This is a genomic window from Acinetobacter sp. YH12208 (genome assembly GCF_013418055.1).
GTDB lineage: Bacteria > Pseudomonadota > Gammaproteobacteria > Pseudomonadales > Moraxellaceae > Acinetobacter > Acinetobacter pseudolwoffii.
Genome location: NZ_VPCT01000003.1, coordinates 104,660 through 123,364 on the forward strand (window position 1 = coordinate 104,660; position 18,705 = coordinate 123,364).

At 42.2% G+C, this 18,705-nt stretch carries 22 protein-coding genes and 1 tRNA gene; 15 read left to right on the plus strand and 8 right to left on the minus strand.

From position 1 onward, the window contains the following. The first annotated feature begins 202 nt into the window (after window positions 1–202). The 10 genes from lepA (at window position 203) to FTU95_RS04825 (ending at window position 8,292) form a co-directional block, all read left to right on the plus strand. Window positions 203–2,020 (plus strand): translation elongation factor 4, encoded by a 1,818-nt coding sequence (gene lepA / locus FTU95_RS04780; RefSeq protein WP_005097556.1) that lies wholly within the window; start codon window positions 203–205, stop codon window positions 2,018–2,020. Between the two features lie 20 nt (window positions 2,021–2,040). Next, the gene (lepB, locus tag FTU95_RS04785; RefSeq protein ID WP_005097555.1) at window positions 2,041–2,868 is read left to right on the plus strand and encodes a signal peptidase I; all 828 of its coding nucleotides are present in this window, start codon (window positions 2,041–2,043) and stop codon (window positions 2,866–2,868) included. A gap of 24 nt (window positions 2,869–2,892) precedes the next feature. Next, window positions 2,893–3,264: a DUF4845 domain-containing protein gene (locus FTU95_RS04790; RefSeq protein ID WP_100329039.1), complete on the plus strand. Its 372-nt coding sequence runs from the start codon at window positions 2,893–2,895 to the stop codon at window positions 3,262–3,264. Next, window positions 3,236–3,934 carry a ribonuclease III gene (gene rnc / locus FTU95_RS04795; RefSeq protein WP_159138197.1) on the plus strand — a complete coding sequence of 233 codons (699 nt, stop codon included), beginning with the start codon at window positions 3,236–3,238 and terminating at the stop codon, window positions 3,932–3,934. Before FTU95_RS04790 ends, rnc begins: the two co-directional genes overlap by 29 nt. Continuing rightward, window positions 3,934–4,962, plus strand: coding sequence for a GTPase Era (era, locus tag FTU95_RS04800; protein WP_005097549.1), 1,029 nt, complete (start codon window positions 3,934–3,936; stop codon window positions 4,960–4,962). The genes rnc and era overlap by 1 nt, the downstream gene beginning before the upstream one ends. Before the next feature lie 37 nt (window positions 4,963–4,999). Beyond that, window positions 5,000–5,194, plus strand: a complete 195-nt coding sequence (locus FTU95_RS04805) for an NF038104 family lipoprotein (RefSeq protein WP_005097547.1) — start codon at window positions 5,000–5,002, stop codon at window positions 5,192–5,194. Window positions 5,195–5,205: 11 nt separating this feature from the next. After that, window positions 5,206–5,916: a DNA repair protein RecO gene (locus FTU95_RS04810; RefSeq protein ID WP_180076428.1), complete on the plus strand. Its 711-nt coding sequence runs from the start codon at window positions 5,206–5,208 to the stop codon at window positions 5,914–5,916. A gap of 13 nt (window positions 5,917–5,929) precedes the next feature. Next, window positions 5,930–6,655, plus strand: a complete 726-nt coding sequence (pdxJ, locus tag FTU95_RS04815; RefSeq protein WP_005170127.1) for a pyridoxine 5'-phosphate synthase — start codon at window positions 5,930–5,932, stop codon at window positions 6,653–6,655. Window positions 6,656–6,668: 13 nt separating this feature from the next. After that, window positions 6,669–7,322: a tRNA-(ms[2]io[6]A)-hydroxylase gene (locus FTU95_RS04820; protein ID WP_005097541.1), complete on the plus strand. Its 654-nt coding sequence runs from the start codon at window positions 6,669–6,671 to the stop codon at window positions 7,320–7,322. A 136-nt stretch (window positions 7,323–7,458) separates the two neighbouring features. After that, complete coding sequence (locus tag FTU95_RS04825; RefSeq protein WP_180077740.1) at window positions 7,459–8,292, plus strand: DUF4198 domain-containing protein; 834 nt, start codon at window positions 7,459–7,461, stop codon at window positions 8,290–8,292. Window positions 8,293–8,382: 90 nt separating this feature from the next. Here FTU95_RS04825 and FTU95_RS04830 read toward each other — a convergent pair. Continuing rightward, a tRNA-Asn gene (locus FTU95_RS04830) sits at window positions 8,383–8,458 on the minus strand. Between the two features lie 236 nt (window positions 8,459–8,694). On the opposite strand from FTU95_RS04830, the gene FTU95_RS04835 reads away from it, so the two are divergent. After that, window positions 8,695–9,150, plus strand: a complete 456-nt coding sequence (locus FTU95_RS04835) for a hypothetical protein (protein WP_100329035.1) — start codon at window positions 8,695–8,697, stop codon at window positions 9,148–9,150. A 35-nt stretch (window positions 9,151–9,185) separates the two neighbouring features. Here FTU95_RS04835 and FTU95_RS04840 read toward each other — a convergent pair whose 3' ends face one another. The 3 genes from FTU95_RS04840 to map all read right to left on the minus strand — a co-directional run bounded on the left by FTU95_RS04840 (window position 9,186) and on the right by map (window position 12,224). Further along, a complete protein-coding gene (locus FTU95_RS04840) occupies window positions 9,186–9,623 on the minus strand; it encodes a PaaI family thioesterase (protein WP_005097538.1) in 438 nt (145 codons plus the stop codon). Between the two features lie 285 nt (window positions 9,624–9,908). Continuing rightward, window positions 9,909–11,144, minus strand: coding sequence for a pyridoxal phosphate-dependent aminotransferase (locus FTU95_RS04845; protein ID WP_005097537.1), 1,236 nt, complete (start codon window positions 11,142–11,144; stop codon window positions 9,909–9,911). Window positions 11,145–11,396: 252 nt separating this feature from the next. Further along, window positions 11,397–12,224 (minus strand): type I methionyl aminopeptidase, encoded by an 828-nt coding sequence (gene map / locus FTU95_RS04850; RefSeq protein ID WP_005097535.1) that lies wholly within the window; start codon window positions 12,222–12,224, stop codon window positions 11,397–11,399. 471 nt (window positions 12,225–12,695) lie between these two features. On the opposite strand from map, the gene rpsB reads away from it, so the two are divergent. The 4 genes from rpsB (at window position 12,696) to FTU95_RS15150 (ending at window position 15,120) form a co-directional block, all read left to right on the plus strand. Further along, the gene (rpsB, locus tag FTU95_RS04855) at window positions 12,696–13,442 is read left to right on the plus strand and encodes a 30S ribosomal protein S2 (RefSeq protein WP_005097534.1); all 747 of its coding nucleotides are present in this window, start codon (window positions 12,696–12,698) and stop codon (window positions 13,440–13,442) included. A 142-nt stretch (window positions 13,443–13,584) separates the two neighbouring features. Next, window positions 13,585–14,460: a translation elongation factor Ts gene (gene tsf / locus FTU95_RS04860; protein WP_005097533.1), complete on the plus strand. Its 876-nt coding sequence runs from the start codon at window positions 13,585–13,587 to the stop codon at window positions 14,458–14,460. Between the two features lie 410 nt (window positions 14,461–14,870). Then, window positions 14,871–15,011 carry a DUF3465 domain-containing protein gene (locus FTU95_RS15145; RefSeq protein WP_347929327.1) on the plus strand — a complete coding sequence of 47 codons (141 nt, stop codon included), beginning with the start codon at window positions 14,871–14,873 and terminating at the stop codon, window positions 15,009–15,011. Then, complete coding sequence (locus FTU95_RS15150; RefSeq protein ID WP_347929744.1) at window positions 14,977–15,120, plus strand: DUF3465 domain-containing protein; 144 nt, start codon at window positions 14,977–14,979, stop codon at window positions 15,118–15,120. The genes FTU95_RS15145 and FTU95_RS15150 overlap by 35 nt, the downstream gene beginning before the upstream one ends. Window positions 15,121–15,138: 18 nt before the next feature. Here the strand turns inward: FTU95_RS15150 and FTU95_RS04870 are convergent, their stop codons facing one another. The 4 genes from FTU95_RS04870 to FTU95_RS04885 form a co-directional block, all read right to left on the minus strand. After that, window positions 15,139–15,594: a DUF962 domain-containing protein gene (locus tag FTU95_RS04870; RefSeq protein WP_005170152.1), complete on the minus strand. Its 456-nt coding sequence runs from the start codon at window positions 15,592–15,594 to the stop codon at window positions 15,139–15,141. A gap of 245 nt (window positions 15,595–15,839) precedes the next feature. Then, window positions 15,840–16,454 carry a septal ring lytic transglycosylase RlpA family protein gene (locus FTU95_RS04875; RefSeq protein WP_005097531.1) on the minus strand — a complete coding sequence of 205 codons (615 nt, stop codon included), beginning with the start codon at window positions 16,452–16,454 and terminating at the stop codon, window positions 15,840–15,842. Window positions 16,455–16,744: 290 nt separating this feature from the next. Beyond that, the gene (gene mltB, locus FTU95_RS04880) at window positions 16,745–17,746 is read right to left on the minus strand and encodes a lytic murein transglycosylase B (RefSeq protein ID WP_180077742.1); all 1,002 of its coding nucleotides are present in this window, start codon (window positions 17,744–17,746) and stop codon (window positions 16,745–16,747) included. A 294-nt stretch (window positions 17,747–18,040) separates the two neighbouring features. Next, the gene (locus FTU95_RS04885; protein ID WP_005170158.1) at window positions 18,041–18,694 is read right to left on the minus strand and encodes a hypothetical protein; all 654 of its coding nucleotides are present in this window, start codon (window positions 18,692–18,694) and stop codon (window positions 18,041–18,043) included. Window positions 18,695–18,705: the final 11 nt, after the last annotated feature.

The window sequence follows — 18,705 nt, forward strand, 5'->3', positions numbered from 1 at the left end:
AAAAACATGGTGTGATTTTCAAATTTTCATTGCAGTGATTGAGCTTGAGATCGCTGGACAGGTATTTTGGCAGAGTGGACAAAGCTAAAAATATAATTCTTTTTCTAGATCACCATTCTGCTATAATCCTTCGCAATTTCTATTCGGCTTTTGTTATGTAATATTTTTAAATTACATAGCGCGTTTTTTCTCAAGGTAACCCATGGCGCAAGCTAAAAAATCTGTTGATATTAAAAACATTCGTAACTTCTCGATTATTGCGCATATTGACCACGGTAAATCGACCCTCGCAGATCGCTTTATTCAGACCTGTGGCGGTTTGCAAGATCGTGAAATGCAGGCTCAAGTCCTCGATTCTATGGAGCTTGAGCGCGAACGTGGGATTACCATTAAAGCCACTTCGGTGACGCTAAACTATACCCATCCAAATGGTGAAGTTTATCAGCTGAACTTTATTGATACGCCGGGACACGTTGACTTCTCGTATGAAGTGTCGCGCTCGCTCGCAGCCTGTGAAGGTGCTTTATTAGTCGTTGATGCGGCGCAAGGTGTGGAAGCACAGTCTGTCGCCAACTGCTATACCGCGATTGAGCAAGGTCTGGAAGTACTGCCCGTACTGAACAAGATCGATTTGCCGCAAGCTGAACCTGAGCGTGTGATTCACGAGATTGAAGAAATTATCGGCATTGAAGCGACAGAAGCACCGACATGTTCAGCCAAAACCGGTCTGGGCATTGAAAATGTTTTAGAAACCCTGGTGAATGTGATTCCGGCACCGGTCGGTGATCGCGAAGCGCCGTTGCAAGCCCTGATTGTAGATTCATGGTTTGACAACTACCTTGGGGTAGTTTCTCTGGTACGTGTAAAGCAGGGTCGTGTGCGTAAAGGCGACAAGATGTTGATGAAATCAACAGGTCAAACGCACATCATTACTTCTGTGGGGATCTTTAACCCGAAACATACTGAAACAGGTATGTTGGAAGCAGGCGAAGTCGGCTTTGTGATTGCCGGTATTAAAGATATTTTCGGTGCGCCGGTGGGTGATACCATTACCTTGGCAACCACACCTGAAGTTGCAACCCTACCGGGCTTTAAAAAAGTAAAACCGCAGGTTTATGCCGGTTTATTCCCGATTGATGCCAGTGACTTTGAACCGTTTCGTGAAGCTTTACATAAACTGCAAATTAATGACTCGGCCTTGTTCTTTGAACCGGAAAGTTCGGATGCACTCGGTTTTGGTTTCCGCTGTGGCTTCTTGGGCATGCTACACATGGAGATTGTACAAGAGCGTTTAGAGCGCGAGTATGATCTTGATCTGATTTCTTCTGCGCCCACCGTAATTTATGAAGCGGTGATGAAAAATGGCCAGACGATTTATATCGACAGCCCGTCTAAAATGCCGGATGGTTCAACCGTAGAAGATTTACGTGAACCGATTGCCGAATGTCATATTTTAGTACCGCAAGAATATCTGGGTAATGTCATGACCTTGTGTATCGAGCGCCGTGGCATACAAAAAGACATGAAATTCCTCGGCAATCAGGTGTCGATTACTTTTGAAATTCCAATGGCAGAAGTGGTCATGGATTTCTTCGATAAATTGAAGTCTTGTTCACGTGGTTTTGCATCCCTCGACTATAACTTTGTCCGTTTCGAAAGCTCTTCATTGGTAAAAGTGGATGTGCTGATCAATGGGGAAAAAGTCGATGCTCTGGCAATGATCTGTCACCGTAATGACGCGCGTCATCGTGGTATTGCGCTGGTGGAAAAAATGAAAGACCTGATTCCGCGTCAAATGTTTGATGTGGCAATTCAGGCGGCAATTGGTGCGCAAATCATTGCACGTTCCACTGTAAAAGCCATGCGTAAAAACGTATTGGCTAAATGTTATGGTGGTGACGTGTCACGTAAGAAAAAACTTCTGTCTAAACAGAAAGAAGGTAAGAAACGCATGAAGCAGGTGGGTAGTGTCGAAATCCCGCAAGAAGCGTTCCTCGCTGTGTTAAAAGTCGAACGCTAGAAGAATAAGGATATAAGCCCATGGATTTTGATTTTAATTTGATTCTTGTTCCTGCGACGCTGTTTTTTGTCGCACTGTGGTTGCTTGACAAGTTTGTCCTGAAACAAAGACAAACTCGCGGCAAGGGCAATGAAAATTTTATCATTACCTGGGCTTATGACTTTTGGCCAGTACTGACGATTGTACTGGTGCTGCGTTCGTTCTTGTTTGAACCGTTTAATATTCCATCGGATTCAATGGTGCCAACCCTGGAAACTGGGGATTTTATTCTGGTGAATAAATTTGACTATGGCGTGAAACTGCCTATGGTCAACACTAAAATTATTGATACTGGCAGTCCAGAGCGTGGCGATGTGGCAGTATTCCGTTATCCACCACAACCGACCATTAGTTATATCAAGCGTATTATTGGTTTACCCGGTGATCATATTGTCTATGATCATGGTCAGTTGAGCATCAATGGTGAACAAGTAGCGAAAGTTCCAGTGGAATTTAGCCGTGAAAAAGATCGTCTGGATACACCCAATGCCATTTATCATAAAGAAACTTTAGGTCAGCATAGCTTTACCATGCGTGAGCTGGAAGGGGTTAATGTCGCACGTCAGGCGCCTTATATTAACTTTGTGGAAAATGGTAAATATTCAAGTGAAAATGGTTTATATTGGGAAGTAAAGGTGCCAGAAGGTCATTACTTTGCGATGGGGGATAATCGCGATCAGAGTGCTGACAGCCGTTTCTGGGGGCTTGTTCCGGAAGAAAACTTAACAGGTCGTGCATTCTATATCTGGATGCATAAAGAACCTGGCTTTAAATTGCCATCGTTTGGTCGCAACGGGACAATCGATTAATTGTTTCAATCAGGAAAATAAAAAATGAGACATCAACAAGGTGCTTCGTATATTGGGATTTTATTTGCAATCGTGGGGTTTGCATTTCTAGCCAAAGTAGCGATTGCAGTGTGGGGACCCTACTTTGATGATCGTATGGTCGATGGTGAGATTGAGGCGCTGTTAAAAAGTGCGCCAGCCAATATAACACCAGAAAAATTCCGTCAGCAGATGAATCAGCGTTTATCAATGAATAATATTCGCGATCTGAAGTTTGATGAAATTGCCAAAGTTACCCATACCGATGGTTTGCAGGTACACAAGAATTATGAAATTCGTAAAAATTTCATAATGAATATCGATTTAGTGATGAAGTTTGAGAAAAATTTTGATCAAAGCGCAGTCAAAACTCAATGATGAACGTCTTGCCAGACGGATCGGTTATCAGTTTAAACAAGCTGAACTGCTCAAGCTGGCACTGACCCATCGTTCAGTCAGTCATAAACAAAACTATGAACGCCTAGAATTTCTAGGCGATTCTCTTTTAGGGATGATCATTGCGAATTATCTCTTCACTGCCTACCCAAGCGAAAACGAAGGCCGGCTGACGCGTATGCGTGCCACCTTGGTTCGACAGGAAGCATTGGGGAAAATCGCCAATGATTTAAAACTCAGTCAGAATTTAATTCTCAGTACCGGTGAATTGAAATCTGGCGGTCATCATCGCGAGTCTATACTGGCAGATACTGTAGAAGCCATTATTGGCGCAATCTATGTGGATTGCGCTGATCTCACTGTGTTAGAACCGATTGTGTTAAAATGGTATGAACCGTATTTGGATCATATTGAGCCGACCGATCAGCTTAAAGACCCTAAATCACGTTTACAAGAGTATCTACAAGCACGTAAGAAACCTCTCCCAGTTTACGAGGTTGTAGATATTCAAGGTGATGCCCCTAATCAGCATTTTAAAGTGGAATGTGAGATTGAGGGATTACCGACCATGCAAGGTGAAGGCGCCAGCCGACGTTTTGCTGAACAAGCCGTTGCGGCAGATATTTTAAAACTTTTGGAGCATAAGTCTTAATGACTACTCATTCCGATCACATTGATGCTGATCACGAGTCGCAAAGCGACAGTCACGACCTGGTAAATCAATTTTTTAGCGCACAAGGCACCGAAATTCCGTCGGATTATCGCAGTGGTTTTGTCGCTATTGTAGGTCGCCCGAATGTGGGTAAATCTACCTTAATGAACCATATTTTGGGTCAGAAACTCTCAATTACCTCACGTAAACCGCAAACTACACGGCATAAAATTGTCGGGATTGATTCGCGTGAAAAGTCTCAGGCGGTATTCGTGGATACGCCGGGGATGCATAAAAAGGAAGTACGTGCCATCAATAAAATGATGAACCGTGCTGCCCATTCGGCTTTACGTGATGTGAATCTGGTTTTGTTTGTGGTGGATGCACAGAAGTGGACGCCGAATGATGATCTGGTACTGGAAAAGCTGAAAAACGCTGAAATGCCGGTGATTCTGGTGATCAACAAATTAGATACTTTTGAGAACAAGAACGAAGCTTTACCACTGATTCGTGAGCGCGAAAAGCTGATGAACTTTGCGGAAATCGTACCTGTTTCTGCACTTCGTGGTGCCAATCTTGAGCATTTACGTGACACGATTGCCAAGTATCTGCCGTTCCAGCCGCCATTGTACTCCCTGGATCAACTAACTGACCGTTCAGAGCGTTTCCTGGCTTCTGAAATTATTCGTGAAAAGATTATGCGTCAGCTGGGTGAAGAACTGCCATATGATTTAACCGTGCAGATTGAATCATTCAAAACTGAACAGCCAGTGATGAATGAAAAGACTGGTCGTATGAAGCCGGCCTGTACCTATATTGATGCTACGATTTTTGTCGATCGTCCAAGCCAAAAAGCCATTGTGATTGGTGAGAAAGGCGTTAAGCTGAAAAAAATCGGTATGGATGCACGTCTCGACATGGAAAAAATGTTCGAACAGAAAATCATGCTGACCCTTTGGGTGAAAGTCAAAGGCGGCTGGTCTGATGATGAACGTGCATTGAAAAGCTTAGGTTATAGCGATATCTAAGTTATAAAATTAATAAGCCCCTTTAAGGAATTTCGTGATGATGAAAGTGTTGGCAGTGCTTGCATGTGTTTTATTCTTGCAAGGCTGTATCCATAAAGTGGTCACGGTTCCTGTCAAGGTGGCTTATAAAACCACAAAAGTCGCAGTCAAAGGCACTGCGGCTGTTGTGGGCGCAGTCATCCCGGATGGAGATGACGACGATGATAAAAAATCAAAAAAAGATAAGGATTAAAGTGTCCGCTTATGCGTAACGAAGTACTGCATGGTTATTTGATTCATCATCGTAAGTACCGTGAGCGCAGCCATATTGTGCATTTATTTACTCAGGAATACGGTCGTATGGATGGCATTCTCCGGCAAACACCGCCGCCGCAATATCAGCCCATCAGTTTGCAAGCCACCGGAAAATCAGAACTCAAAAACTTTACCAAGCTGGAAATTGTCAATCAGCCGATTTTCTTTTTTGGCGATGCCTTTTTTTCAGGCTTTTACCTGAATGAAGTTCTGTTACGTTTGTGCCCTCTAGAAGTGGAAATGCCGCAAACCTTTGCCAAATATGCAGAGACATTAACTGCATTGCAGCAATTATCAGAACAATCTAATCCTAATTTATACTTAAAACAGATTTTGCGGCAATTTGAACATATCTTGCTGGAAGAACTCGGTTATGGTCTGGATTTTTCCCTAGATGCCAATCAGGCGCAGATTGATCCGTTACAACACTATTATTTTCAGCTCAATGCCGGTTTTATGCCATCGGCCAAAGCATTACGCTCTACCATGTCAGGTCAGCAGATTTTAAGTATGCTAGATCATGAAAATGGTGGGGATTTTAATCCGGAACAGTTACAATTGTTGACGAAACTGTATCGACAGGTGATCACGGCCTTATTGGGTGATCGACCATTAAAAAGTCGGCAACTCTGGATTCAAAACTCTCAATCTCAAACGTAGTTAGGAAAAGATTATGGCTGCATTACTTGGTGTCAATATTGACCATGTCGCAACATTAAGACAAGCACGTGGTACAACGTACCCAGACCCAGTCAATGCTGCATTGATCTGTGAGCAGGCCGGGGCAGAGGGCATTACCTTGCACTTGCGTGAAGACCGTCGTCACATTCAGGATGAAGATGTGCGTCGTATGCGTCCTGCACTGAAAACCCGTATGAACCTCGAGCTGGCGGTGACAGATGAGATGGTCGCTTTTGCCAAGGAAATTAAACCGCATCATGTCTGTTTTGTCCCTGAAAAACGTCAGGAAGTCACCACTGAAGGTGGTCTGGATGTGGTGACTCATTTCGAATCAGTCAAAGCAGCTACGCAAGAACTGGCAGCGATTGGTTGTGATGTGTCTTTGTTTATTGATGCTGATTTTGCCCAAATTGATGCAGCAGTTGCTTGTGGTGCACCGACCATCGAGATTCATACCGGTGCTTATGCCGATGCAGAAACGCCTGAAGCCCAGCAGGCTGAGCTTGAGCGCATTATTAAAGGCGCTGAATATGCCGCATCGAAAGGTCTGGTAGTGAATGCAGGCCATGGTTTGAACCTGGATAATGTAACGCCAATTGCGGCGATTCCACAAATTCATGAACTTAATATTGGTCACTCATTAATTGCAGATGCTGTATTTGTAGGTCTGGCACAAGCCGTTCAGCAAATGAAAGCTGTGATTAAGTCAGCACGTTAAGATCAGAATCGTTATGTCGAATATTAATTATGATGAACTGATGCAGCCGGTGATTGCTTTCTTGGGGTGTGAAACGCCCAAGGCATGGCTGGATGTGGCGGTCGAAAATCTTGAAATCTTGATGCAAGATCATGCCAACTGTGAAAAAAAAGCAGCCAGCACGGCCATGAATCTGATGTTTCGCTATAGTTACTTTGTTGATTTACAGGTGAAGCTTGCGCAGTTAGTGCGTGAAGAAATGCTGCATTATGAACAAGTGCTTGAACTGATGAACAAACGTGGACAGGCCTGGCAGAACTTAAGTGCGGGACGTTATGCCGGTGGCTTGCGCAAAGAAATCCGGACTTTTGAACCTGAAGCCTTGATTGATGTCTTGGTGATTGGTGCTTTTGTGGAAGCACGCTCTTGTGAGCGTTTCTACGCGCTGGCTTCGCGTGTGGATGATGAGTTGGCACGTTATTACCGTTACTTGCTTAAGTCTGAATCTCGTCACTTTGAGGACTATCTGGCTTTGGCGATGGATGTGGCGACCACGGCAAAATTGAAAAATCCGCAAGAGGATATTCAAAGCCGGATTGATCATATTCGTAACGTTGAAAAGCAGCTGATTCTGACACCAGATGACACTTTCCGTTTCCATAGCGGTGTTCCGGCTCAAGCGGCTTAATTGCAGTGAACATTTAAAAATCCTCCGTTCATGGGGGATTTTTTATATCCAGAGCAAATATATAAATGAGAATTATTTACATCTACAGACTTAATCCATAAAATACAGCAGATTTCTTAATAACGATGATGAAATAATGAATAAGCTGGTAAAAGTCATGCCTTTTTTGATCTTTGGAGTGATCAGCAGTACAGCCTTTGCACACTATCCTTATGTTGCCCCACTAAGTTATCAAACTTTTAACAATCACACTGCGATTGTATCTGGCTTTTATGACAATCCATTTGCCTCGGAAGTGGCGATTAAAAACTTTAAGTTTCATTATCATACGCCTACAGGCCAAAAGATTTATCTTGCAGATGATGCATGGACCAAAACACAAACCCTAAGTAGTTATAGTCTGGAAAATAAACAAGAGGGTACCTATCGGATTCGTGGCGAGAAACAGGGGAATAGCCTAAAGTATGCACAGGTTGCTCAAAAATGGAAAATGGTTCTAAGTGCTGTTCCAAAAGCCAATCAAGCCGCCAATCAAAATGTGATTTATCAGCAAGCGCTGAAGAAAAACATGCCACAGAAAACTGTGCAGACTATCGATATTATTGAAACCTTTGTCTCACGGCGTGTGACGTCGAATCAGGTCATTCAGCATATCCATGCTGGCTTTGATGTTCAATTTATCACGCATCCAAATGCATTTAAAAAATCTCAAGCGATTCAATTAAAAGTACTGGATGATAAAAAAGGAGTTGCGAATTTAAACGTTGAGATTTTGGCACAAACGACAGATTTTAGTCGTGATAAAAAAATCTATAAAGCGCTCACAACAGATGCGCAAGGGTTACTCAACTTTAATATGCAGGAAAAAGGCCTGTACTTAATGAAAATTGATTATCAGCAGCCTTTCGAAATAAAAAAGAATGATTTAAAGCGTTATAAATATACCTTGGCTTTTAATGTAATGGATTAAGCCAAAACGAGCCTGAAATCATTCAGGCTTGTTTTATAAAATATTAAACGAAAAAAAGCCCACTTCGTTATGAGTGGGCTTTTTAGTATTTGGCTCTCCAACCTGGGCTCGAACCAGGGACCTGCGGATTAACAGTCCGTCGCTCTACCGACTGAGCTATTGGAGAATCTGAAAGCGATTATAGAGGGATTTTGACAGGGGTCAAGCAAAAACTGTCATATTTATAACAAATTCAGCCTGTCTGTTTTTAATTTAGACAATTGCATAAATTTTACGAAAAATACTTGTCAGAATAAATTTCACTTGCTAGATTAAAACCATAAAGTCGTTTGACCAAATGGTCAAACAGTGTGGATTTAAACCTACTTGCCAGCACAAAAATGGCTAAACCGGAGACAGCGAATGAATACGCTCAGCATCCCTCAAATTTTCTCTCAACTCACTTATTATCAAGAAAACTATCTGCAGATTATTGCAGATCCAGCACAGTATTATATTCCTGTTACAGATGCTCATATCAAGCTATGGCCCTTGGCGCAAAAATCCTTGTATCTAGGTGATTTGCTGCAATTGTGGTTTGCAGAAAAATGGTTGGTAGAAACTGAACGTCAATTTAGCTTTGAAGTGTTTTTGAATGCCGATTATCTGAAAGAGCAAAGCAAAGAATTATATATCTATGCCATTTCAGGTAATCTTTTGACCGGTACCAATCAATCCAAAGCTTGGCAGGCATCGACAGCGCAAATACAAGATGTAGAGCTGGCCAATGTGTCCAAGCATTATTTTGAGTTTCAGGGCTTAAGCCGACCACAGATCGCCTGTGTTCAAGCCGGACAGACGAAGGGCAATATTGCTTAGGTCATCGATTGAATGCTGGCCATAGGTTCTCTTGGTTATTCAGGGCGAATAATCATACAGGTCGCAGTGGCATGGGCATATAAACGGCCTTCTTCATCCAGAATCCGACCTTCAGCAATACCCAGATTTTTACTGAGGTTAATTGATTGTCCGGTCGCTTTAAGCTGCTGATCTCGAGGAATTGGTCGGCACATTTTAACATTCAGATCAATCGTGCCATAACCGACCTCTGCTTCGAGTAAAGTATGAATCGCACAGCCTGTCACCGTGTCTAAAACAGTTGCTGCAAAACCACCATGCACGCCACCAAGCGGATTTAAATGCCGGTGATCGGCTTTGACTTTAAATTCTACGTATCCGCTTTGGATAACGGCAGGTTGCATCGACATGGTTTCGCTAATGCTTGGAGCGGGAATTTTCCCATCTCGCATCGCTTGTAATAAGGCCAAACCGTTCATTTCTTTTGGATTCATTCTGCTTTTCCTGTGATTATTCTTTAGCTGTTTCGATTTTATTTAAAAGTGAAACATCAATAATAGCAAGTGACATATTTTTTAATGAGATGTTGCCGAAGGTAATTGTTATCTTGGAGGGTTAAAAGTTATTTTGTTTAAAATAATTACTTTTAATACGATATGTAGGATAAGAATTTGGCTGCGATCATTTGTTTGATCTGCTTAAAATACGTTATCAAAAGCATCTTGGAATGGTATAAAAAAACCCGCGATCAACGCGGGTTTTTAAATCAAGCGAATTGATTATTGTGCAGCTTTTTCAGCTTCGATTGAAGCAATTGCGGCGTCAACGCCTTCGATTGAATCAGCAGCTTTCTTGATGCGCGCAAGTGCATCAACCAACACTTCATCCGCAGTTGCATAAGAAATACGCATGAAACCGCCTAGACCGAATGCATCGCCAGGAACAACGGCAACGCCAGTTTCTTCCAGTAACCAAGCAGAGAATTCTGTGCAAGATTTCAAACCTTTGGCACGAATCAACGGCTTGATGTTTGCGTATGCATAGAATGCACCATCCGCAGGTAAGCAAGAAATACCATTGATGTCATTCAAGCCTTTCACAACCAGGTCATGACGACGTTTGAATGCTTCAATCATTGGCTCAAGAACATCTTGAGGACCATTCAATGCAGCTTCGGCAGCAACTTGTGAAATAGAAGTTGGGTTAGAAGTAGATTGTGACTGGATTTTTTTCATCGCACCGATCAGTTTGGCAGGGCCCGCTGCATAGCCAATACGCCAGCCAGTCATTGCATAGGCTTTAGATACACCGTTTAACACGATCGTGCGGTCATACAGGTCTGGTGCAACAGTGGCGATGTTATAGAACTCATCTTCCCAACGAATCGGTTCATACATGTCATCAGACGCGATGAATACTTCAGGGTATTTACGCAGTACCTCAGCCAAAGCAAGAAGTTCTTCTTTGGTGTAGATCATGCCAGTCGGGTTAGATGGACTGTTCAATACCACTAAACGCGTTTTGTCGGTGATGGCAGCTTCTAGTTGTTCAGGTGTGATTTTGAAACGCTGTTCTTCACCACATTTCACAATCACAGGTACGCCTTCAGCGATGATCACCATATCCGGGTAGCTAACCCAGAAAGGTGCAGGAATGATGACTTCATCACCTTTGTTCAACAAAGCCAAAGACAGGTTAAAGAATGATTGTTTACCACCACAAGAAACCAGAATCTGGTTTGCTGCGTAGTCTAGGTGATTGTCACGTTTCAATTTAGCAATAATGGCTTTTTTAAGACCTGGCGTACCGTCAACAGCGGTGTATTTGGTGAAACCGTTGTTAATCGCTGCAATTGCTGCATCTTTGATGTGTTGCGGTGTATCAAAATCTGGCTCACCTGCGCCCAAACCAATAACATTATGACCTGCAGCTTTTAATTCAGCAGCTTTGTTGGTCACAGCAAGCGTTGGGGACGGTTTGATGGCATTTACACGATCAGAGAGACGTACGTCCACGGCAGTATTCCTTCTTATAGGGATTAAAAAATAAAAAGCACATTATCTTAGCTTAAAATGCGAGGCATGGGGCAAAAGAATTTGGAAAACTTTGAGGAAAAAATGGTGTACTTGCAGAGCTTTATCTTGAACTCCGATGCCAAGGGACAACAGTTAAAAGGCTTGAGTTATCCAGTAAACCTCCATAAGCCAGTCAATATAAACTAAAAATGGCCACTTTATAGTGACCATTTTGTGGTGTTGTCTTGGTACTTATTTATTAAAGCGTGACAGATCTTCATCCGGACGCGCGGTTAAGATTTCAACCCCTGTTTTAGTGACGAGCAGGGTATGTTCATACTGTGCTGACAATGAATGGTCTTTGGTGACCACCGTCCATTTATCACCCAGTAATTTGGTTTTCCAGTCGCCACCATTCACCATAGGCTCAATGGTAAAAGTCATGCCTTCTTCTAAAATCATCCCGGTATCTGGCTGGCCGTAATGCAATACTTGCGGTTCGTCATGGAAAGTCGTGCCAATTCCATGACCACAATATTCACGTACCACACCAAAACGTTCAGATTCGACATATTTTTGAATCACGTGGCCAATATCACCAATGGTTGACCCTGGTTTTACAGTTTCAATACCCCGGTACATGGCTTCTTGCGCTACTTTACATAGACGGTTAGCAAGAATAGACGTTTCACCACCGACGATGTACATCATGTTGGTATCGCCATGATAGCCATCTTTAATCACAGTGACATCGATATTCAGAATGTCACCTTTTTTCAATTTTTTGCTATCCGATGGAATGCCGTGACACACCACATGATTCACAGAAGTGCAAATCACATGCTGGAAAGCAGGCCGACCTGGTGCTGCACCATAACCTAAGCAGGCTGGAATGGCTTGTTGTTGGTTAACAATATAGTCATGACAAATCGTATCAAGTTCTAGCGTAGTAACACCTGGAACAATATGCGGTTTGATCATATCCAATACTTCTGCCGCCAGTCGCCCTGCCACACGCATTTTTTCAATTTCGTCAGGGGTTTTGATAAGTCGACGTGGCGCTTGGTAAGTGTTGTTCATGATCTCTAAAAACTTTTGGAAATTTGTGTGTGACTATGGTATAAATAGCCGCCCATTTTATCAAATGCTTTTTCGTGAATAAATTTCACGGGCTTTGTGCGATGGGACAAAAAATCCGCACATATATCGACACATTACTCTGGGTGCTTCTAGGGATTGTTGTCACTTTATATGTGAGTTGCGTTGTCAGCTAAAATTTCGTCATGCGAGGCATGAAACGATGGTAATGGTATTCCCTTATCGAGTTTCATAACGAAGTATGAGGGGATTTTAGCTACAACCCTTAGGGACAGGGACGTTTTTTGACGCTACTGCGTTATGAATAGTTTATTTAGAATGTTAAATCTCACTATTCATGCCTTGTATCGCTAAAAAATGTCCTCTGTCGCAACCACTGATAAAATGACAGCAATCCCTTGGGTGGAGAATGCGGGTATATGGAGGCCTAACCCAAACTTTAAGGTAAAGAAAATGGCAGATTACAACGTAGGCATGCGCGACCTTCTACAAGCAGGCGCACACTTTGGTCACCAAACACGTTTTTGGAACCCAAAAATGCGCGATTACATCTTTGGTGCGCGTAACAAAATTCACATCATCAACCTTGAGCACACTGTTCCTGCGTTAAATGATGCTTTGAACTTTGCTAACAACTTGGCGAGCAAAAAGAACAAAGTTTTGTTTGTTGGTACTAAGCGCGCAGCTTCTGCAATCATCCGTGAACAAGCGCAACGTGCTGGTCAACCATATGTTGATCACCGCTGGTTAGGTGGTATGTTGACGAACTGGAAAACACTTCGCCAATCTATCAACCGTCTAAAAGACCTTCAAACTCAATCTCAAGACGGTACTTTCCTTAAGCTAACTAAACGTGAAGCTTTAGAACGTACTCGTGAGATGGAAAAACTTGAACGCGGTCTTGGCGGCGTGAAAAACATGGGTGGTTTACCTGACGCATTATTCGTAATCGACGTTGATCACGAAGCAATTGCAATCAAAGAAGCAAAGAACCTTGGTATTCCTGTAATCGGTATCGTTGATACAAACTCTAACCCAGACAACGTAGATTACGTTATTCCGGGTAACGATGATGCGATCCGTGCAGTAACACTGTATGCTTCTGCTATGGCTGATGCGATTCTTGCTGGTAAAGAATATGCTCAATCACAAGCGAATGCACAAGCTAAAGCAGAAGAAGCTCCAGCTTCTGAGGCTTAATGCGTTTGACGCAAGCTTGTCATTTTTGCGACATGTGATGGTGGCAAAGTAAGCGTTATGTATGCAGGCGGCCCATGAGAACTCCTCTGGGCCGTTTCTGTTCTAAAAAGAATTCATTTTCTACCGAATTTAGGAGATAAACATGACTGCAGTTACAGCAAGCATGGTTAAAGAATTGCGCGATCGTACTGGTCTTGCAATGATGGAATGTAAAAAAGCTTTGACAGAGGCGGGCGGCGACGTTGAATTAGCGATCGATAACCTACGTAAATCTGGTCAAGCGAAAGCTGCTAAAAAAGCGGGTAACATCGCTGCTGATGGCGCGATCACGATTGCTCAAGAAGGCAACAAAGCACTTCTTTTAGAAGTAAACTGCCAGACTGACTTCGTTGCAAAAGATGAAAACTTTGCTGGTTTCTCTGCGAAAGTTGCGGCTGCTGCACTTGCTGCAAACGTAACTGATCCTGCTCAAATCGCTGAATTGAAACTAGAAGATGGTGCAACTGTAGAAGAAGCGCGTATCGCTCTTGTTCAAAAAATCGGTGAAAACATCCAAGTACGTCGTGCGAAAATTGTTGAAGGTGCTAACCTTGCAGTTTACAAACACGGTCTTCGTATCGGTGTTGTTGTTTCTTATACTGGTGATGAAGCAACTGGTAAAGGCTTGGCAATGCACGTTGCTGCGTTCAACCCAGTCGCTGTAAATGCTGAAGGCGTTTCTGCTGAGCTTATCGCGAAAGAGAAAGAAATTGCTGAAGCGAAAGCACTTGAATCTGGCAAGCCAGCAAACATCGTTGAGAAGATGGTTGTGGGTTCTGTTGAGAAATACTTGAACGAAGTTGTTCTTGAGCGTCAAATGTACGTAATCGACAACGACAAGAAAGTTGCTGACGTTCTTAAAGCAACAGGTACTACTGTAGCTGAATTCGTTCGTTTCGAAGTTGGTGAAGGTATCGAGAAGAAAGCTGAAATGAGTTTCGCAGAAGAAGTTGCTGCTGCTCAGGCTGCTGCTCAATAATTCGGTAACGAATTATAAAGAAGCTCCACTTTGTGGGGCTTTTTTTATATCTGCATAAAAATACAATAAGTCGAAAGCGGTAGTTTTTCTTGGAAAATGCGAGTTTGCTTAGAAAGTACGCGTGATAAAATCAACGAAATTTAAAGAATTGAAAATCATTAATAGCGCATATAAAACCGACATGGGTATTGGGGTGATGATTGCTTATTGATTGCTGTATATCTGTGTTGATACCTAGCAAAACCAGTTTGAGTGGAGCTCCTTAACACAAAGTCAGCCAAGTCGCCACACCGACACTCATTTTGAAGCTATGTCTCAAGATGATCTCAATAAAATTTAGACTGCTTTTCAACATCATCAGGGTGCTATTGGGGTTCGATCTTATCGAACAATGATTGCAACGTTAGGTGATGATCATAAAGGATCACGCTATTAAGAGTTCATGCTTGAATGATCAAATTGTATTGGTGACATATAATATCGATTCCGCACCCGGCATTGGTTCGATTCAAAAAGATGATATTGTCGAATTTTATAGTGAATATAAATAGCGAGAAGGGGGATGTGGCGCACTGGATGCATCATGATTGTGCCCGAAAACATGTGTATGGCCGGTTAAAACATCAAGGAAGAACCTATCAAGAAGGTTCTTCTCATTAGAAAAAATGAAGAATGCTGCTAAATGCTCTTCATGTCTCGTATCTGGCGACTTTTCCAGGAAGGTGCTACTTTAGCTAAATAAGCATCCATGCACCAAATCGGGCCAATAAGAAGGAATTGAAGGTCTTTAAAGAAAGATGGCTTTTTGCCTTCCACTTTGTGGCCATAAAACTGACCAATCCAGGCAAAAACAAATAGGCCAATATAAAAACCGGCACCGACTGGCAGAATCCAGATTAGCCAGGCCATGATCAATGTTAAAGCAGCCATTGCAACTGCCAAAACAATATCTAGTCGGGCATAGAAAATAAAAGCCAGAGCCAGCAGAAGGGCGGTCAGTAAAGCACTAAAGTGCGCAATAATGCCAATAATCGAAAAATAGATAGTCGGTACGCAGACCCAGTGAATCAGCTTATTGGTTTTGTTTTGATGACTGTCACTATATTCATCCAGCCATTCAGATATTGTTTTCATTATTCGCTCCATTCCATGAATACGTTGTGCTTGCCTGAAAATATAAAGCAGAATCTAGGTTTGGTCAAAAGTTAATCGTGCCAAAACGTGAATTTTATTTGGCGAATTTGCAACATTCAAGCTGTAATGGACAGGTAGCTGGAGATAAGAGGAACTATAGATTGATTGTCATTTTTCTATAACTTGAAGTTAATAAAAAAGCCACATTACTGTGGCTTTTGGTTAAATGTATTGCAAGCTAAATCTTAAGAATTTGGACCAGCGACACGCTCAATACTGACATTGCCAACACCGGCATTGGTAATGCCGAGTTTCTTCGCTGCGCCATAAGATAAATCGACGACACGGTTACCATGGAATGGGCCGCGGTCATTGACTTTAACCACTACGCTTTTACCATTATTTCTATTGGTCACACGAATATAACAGTTCAATGGTAGGCTACGATGAGCAGCAGTCATTGCATTCATGTCAAAGGTTTCACCGCTTGCAGTTTTACGGCCGTGGAACTGGCGACCATACCAAGAGGCTGTACCTGTCTGACTGAACTTGCGTACAGTATTAGAAGCCACGGTATTCAGTTTTTCAATCACTGAAGGCTCTTCTGCAGGAATTTCAATTTTCGCTGCAATGGTTTCACGGCGAACTTTATCGCCAGAACGCTCAGTGATTGAAAGGCTGTTCAAATTGGTGAAATTTGAATTGAAGCTTTGAGCTTCTTTATTTAATACACGCGTTGCAAGGCGCGAATTGTCATTTTCGTGATTAAACGAAGATGACGGAACCATATCTGCCTGCGATTGCGTCAGTGTGACTATCGTGGCAATGGCCATAAAATACTTCAAAATTGAAGAATGCATCGAATCAACTCCTAACAGCATATCGCATGGATTTGTTCATAAGTAACTGAAAAACCATGTAAACACGCCTGATATTTAACTTATGCAACTACATTTAACGAAATGGATAATATTCATGCCTGCAATATCCTGTCTAGTGTTTAATTAAAATAGTTTAAAAAAGAACTTAAAATAAACAATGAGTGATTAAAATATGATCAATATTGTAACATGATATTAAAATTGATCAATATTTGCTCATAATCACTCATAAAAATGTTGACTTTAATAATTTGTATTAAATTCTCATGTTAACGGCTGGTAATTTCTGTACCTAATAACCACAATGCAGTGGCATACATTCGGCTGCGATTATAAGTAGTAATCACTTGAAAATTTGGATAAGTAATATAGTAAATATGCCCATAATTTTCTTGTAATTGAATTACATTGACCAAGTCTAGATCGTCAATTTGAACAATAGGATTCATTGGGCTAATCCCTTGTGTTTTTAACACACCATATGGGCTAGGTTGAGTCAGATCTTTGGCAATTACCGCATCCGGGTTCGAGCCACTATAACGGGCCGGAAAAGCAATCGGTTGATTACGCTGCCAGCCATGCTGGGCTAAATAGTTGGCAATCGAGCCAATCGCATCTACTGCTGAATTACGCAGGTCAATATGTCCGTTACCATCGTAGTCCACGCCGAATTTTGGAATATTACTTGGCATGAATTGTGGATAACCGACCGCACCTGCATAAGAGCCGACGATAGAAGAAGCTGAAACGCCATCTTTATAAGACCAGGCAATTAATGCCGCCAGTTCATCTTGAAAATACTGGGCACGACGCTCATAACCAAAACCTAAGGTGGCCAGCGCATCACGGGTGACAAAAGAACCCTTATTGGTTCCAAAGCCGGTTTCTACCCCTAAAATTCCGAGAATGATTGACTGTGGTACACCAAACTGCTGTTCAGCGCGATTCAGCGTTTCCGCATATTGCTGTTTAAAGCGCACACCGCGTTGAATGGTCGACTCAGCCAGAAAGTTGGTTTTATAAGAATACCAAGGCTTGCTTTCACCTGGACGATTCATAATATTGATGATATTGGGCAGGTTGCGCGCCCCGTTCATGGCTGAATCGACTTGCTGGGCACTCAGCCCATAATTTTGCATGGCAGTCTGTTTAAAACTGGCATAAGAGGGATAAGATTGGAAATCGTTGGCCAGACTGAAACTGCTGAGACCGAATGCGGTCAATGCGATTGAAAGCTGTTTAAATTTTTTATAAAAATTCGATTTCAACATCTTGGTACGATTTCCAATTTTTGATAAGTTGCGGGCAATGTTATTTGAATCATGCCATGAAAAAGATTGAGAAATTTTTTCAATCATGAGGCTGTAAAAACCAGATTAAAGATAACATTCGGATGATTAAGAGACCTAGATGCATATACAAAAATAGTGAAAGACTGGCTATTTTTACGTCAGTTTGCCTTGTGGAGCTGCTTATCTGTAACAAGCTATTTCATTGAACATAAAAAAGCCTGACCGAAGTCAGGCTAATTTTAAAAAATCACTCTTAGATGATTCTATGCAAACCTATTCTGTATAGAACAAGGTGTCATGATATTCAGCCATGGCGCGAAGCTCATCCTTGTTCAGATTGAGAATGATTTTATCTGCAGCCATATTGATGGCCTTAATCACAGCAGAAGCACCAATATCTGCTGCCTTGCGTTTGATCATGCCAAGATCCAAGGTCTTATTAAAATCGACCATAAAGTGACGTACCGTCGCTTCACCAAACTGCTTATATAGATTGCTAAACGTTTGTTTGTCGATACTCTGACCGGCTTTTAGTTCCGCATAATGATGTTTTAAATTGGTCACCAGATTGGCATCCAGCGACTCACCAATACGGATCTGTCCTTCAGGGTCTTTAAACAGACTGCGTTCAGAGAAAGCAATAGATTGCTTCACCACATCATTCGGCGCTTTGCTCAATAACTGTTTCAGCAATACCGCCACAGTTGACTTGATATAGCCCGCCAGTTTTTCCGCAGTATCGCGCTTATCACTTGCAGGAAAACGACGCACCAGTTCCGTGAGAATCGCATCAATAATTTCATCATTAATCATCAATGCGGTTTTATCACGAAGTGGGTAAAGCGGCTCATTTGAATTTTTATTTTGTTGTGCAGTCTGAATTGTATTTAAAAGCTCTGCAGAAGGAATAAAACCAAAAAATGGCATTGTTAAACCTC

Excerpts from the sequence above, each read along its gene's own strand:
- lepA (WP_005097556.1), top strand. The coding sequence starts at position 203 with ATGGCGCAAGCTAAAAAATCTGTTGATATTAAAAACATTCGTAACTTC.
- lepB (WP_005097555.1), top strand. The coding sequence starts at position 2,041 with ATGGATTTTGATTTTAATTTGATTCTTGTTCCTGCGACGCTGTTTTTT.
- FTU95_RS04790 (WP_100329039.1), top strand. The coding sequence starts at position 2,893 with ATGAGACATCAACAAGGTGCTTCGTATATTGGGATTTTATTTGCAATC.
- era (WP_005097549.1), top strand. The coding sequence starts at position 3,934 with ATGACTACTCATTCCGATCACATTGATGCTGATCACGAGTCGCAAAGC.
- FTU95_RS04805 (WP_005097547.1), top strand. The coding sequence starts at position 5,000 with ATGATGAAAGTGTTGGCAGTGCTTGCATGTGTTTTATTCTTGCAAGGC.
- FTU95_RS04810 (WP_180076428.1), top strand. The coding sequence starts at position 5,206 with ATGCGTAACGAAGTACTGCATGGTTATTTGATTCATCATCGTAAGTAC.
- pdxJ (WP_005170127.1), top strand. The coding sequence starts at position 5,930 with ATGGCTGCATTACTTGGTGTCAATATTGACCATGTCGCAACATTAAGA.
- FTU95_RS04820 (WP_005097541.1), top strand. The coding sequence starts at position 6,669 with ATGTCGAATATTAATTATGATGAACTGATGCAGCCGGTGATTGCTTTC.
- FTU95_RS04825 (WP_180077740.1), top strand. The coding sequence starts at position 7,459 with ATGAATAAGCTGGTAAAAGTCATGCCTTTTTTGATCTTTGGAGTGATC.
- FTU95_RS04835 (WP_100329035.1), top strand. The coding sequence starts at position 8,695 with ATGAATACGCTCAGCATCCCTCAAATTTTCTCTCAACTCACTTATTAT.
- FTU95_RS04840 (WP_005097538.1), bottom strand. The coding sequence starts at position 9,623 with ATGAATCCAAAAGAAATGAACGGTTTGGCCTTATTACAAGCGATGCGA.
- map (WP_005097535.1), bottom strand. The coding sequence starts at position 12,224 with ATGAACAACACTTACCAAGCGCCACGTCGACTTATCAAAACCCCTGAC.
- rpsB (WP_005097534.1), top strand. The coding sequence starts at position 12,696 with ATGGCAGATTACAACGTAGGCATGCGCGACCTTCTACAAGCAGGCGCA.
- tsf (WP_005097533.1), top strand. The coding sequence starts at position 13,585 with ATGACTGCAGTTACAGCAAGCATGGTTAAAGAATTGCGCGATCGTACT.
- FTU95_RS15145 (WP_347929327.1), top strand. The coding sequence starts at position 14,871 with ATGATCATAAAGGATCACGCTATTAAGAGTTCATGCTTGAATGATCAA.
- FTU95_RS15150 (WP_347929744.1), top strand. The coding sequence starts at position 14,977 with ATGATATTGTCGAATTTTATAGTGAATATAAATAGCGAGAAGGGGGAT.
- FTU95_RS04870 (WP_005170152.1), bottom strand. The coding sequence starts at position 15,594 with ATGAAAACAATATCTGAATGGCTGGATGAATATAGTGACAGTCATCAA.
- FTU95_RS04875 (WP_005097531.1), bottom strand. The coding sequence starts at position 16,454 with ATGCATTCTTCAATTTTGAAGTATTTTATGGCCATTGCCACGATAGTC.
- mltB (WP_180077742.1), bottom strand. The coding sequence starts at position 17,746 with ATGTTGAAATCGAATTTTTATAAAAAATTTAAACAGCTTTCAATCGCA.
- FTU95_RS04885 (WP_005170158.1), bottom strand. The coding sequence starts at position 18,694 with ATGCCATTTTTTGGTTTTATTCCTTCTGCAGAGCTTTTAAATACAATT.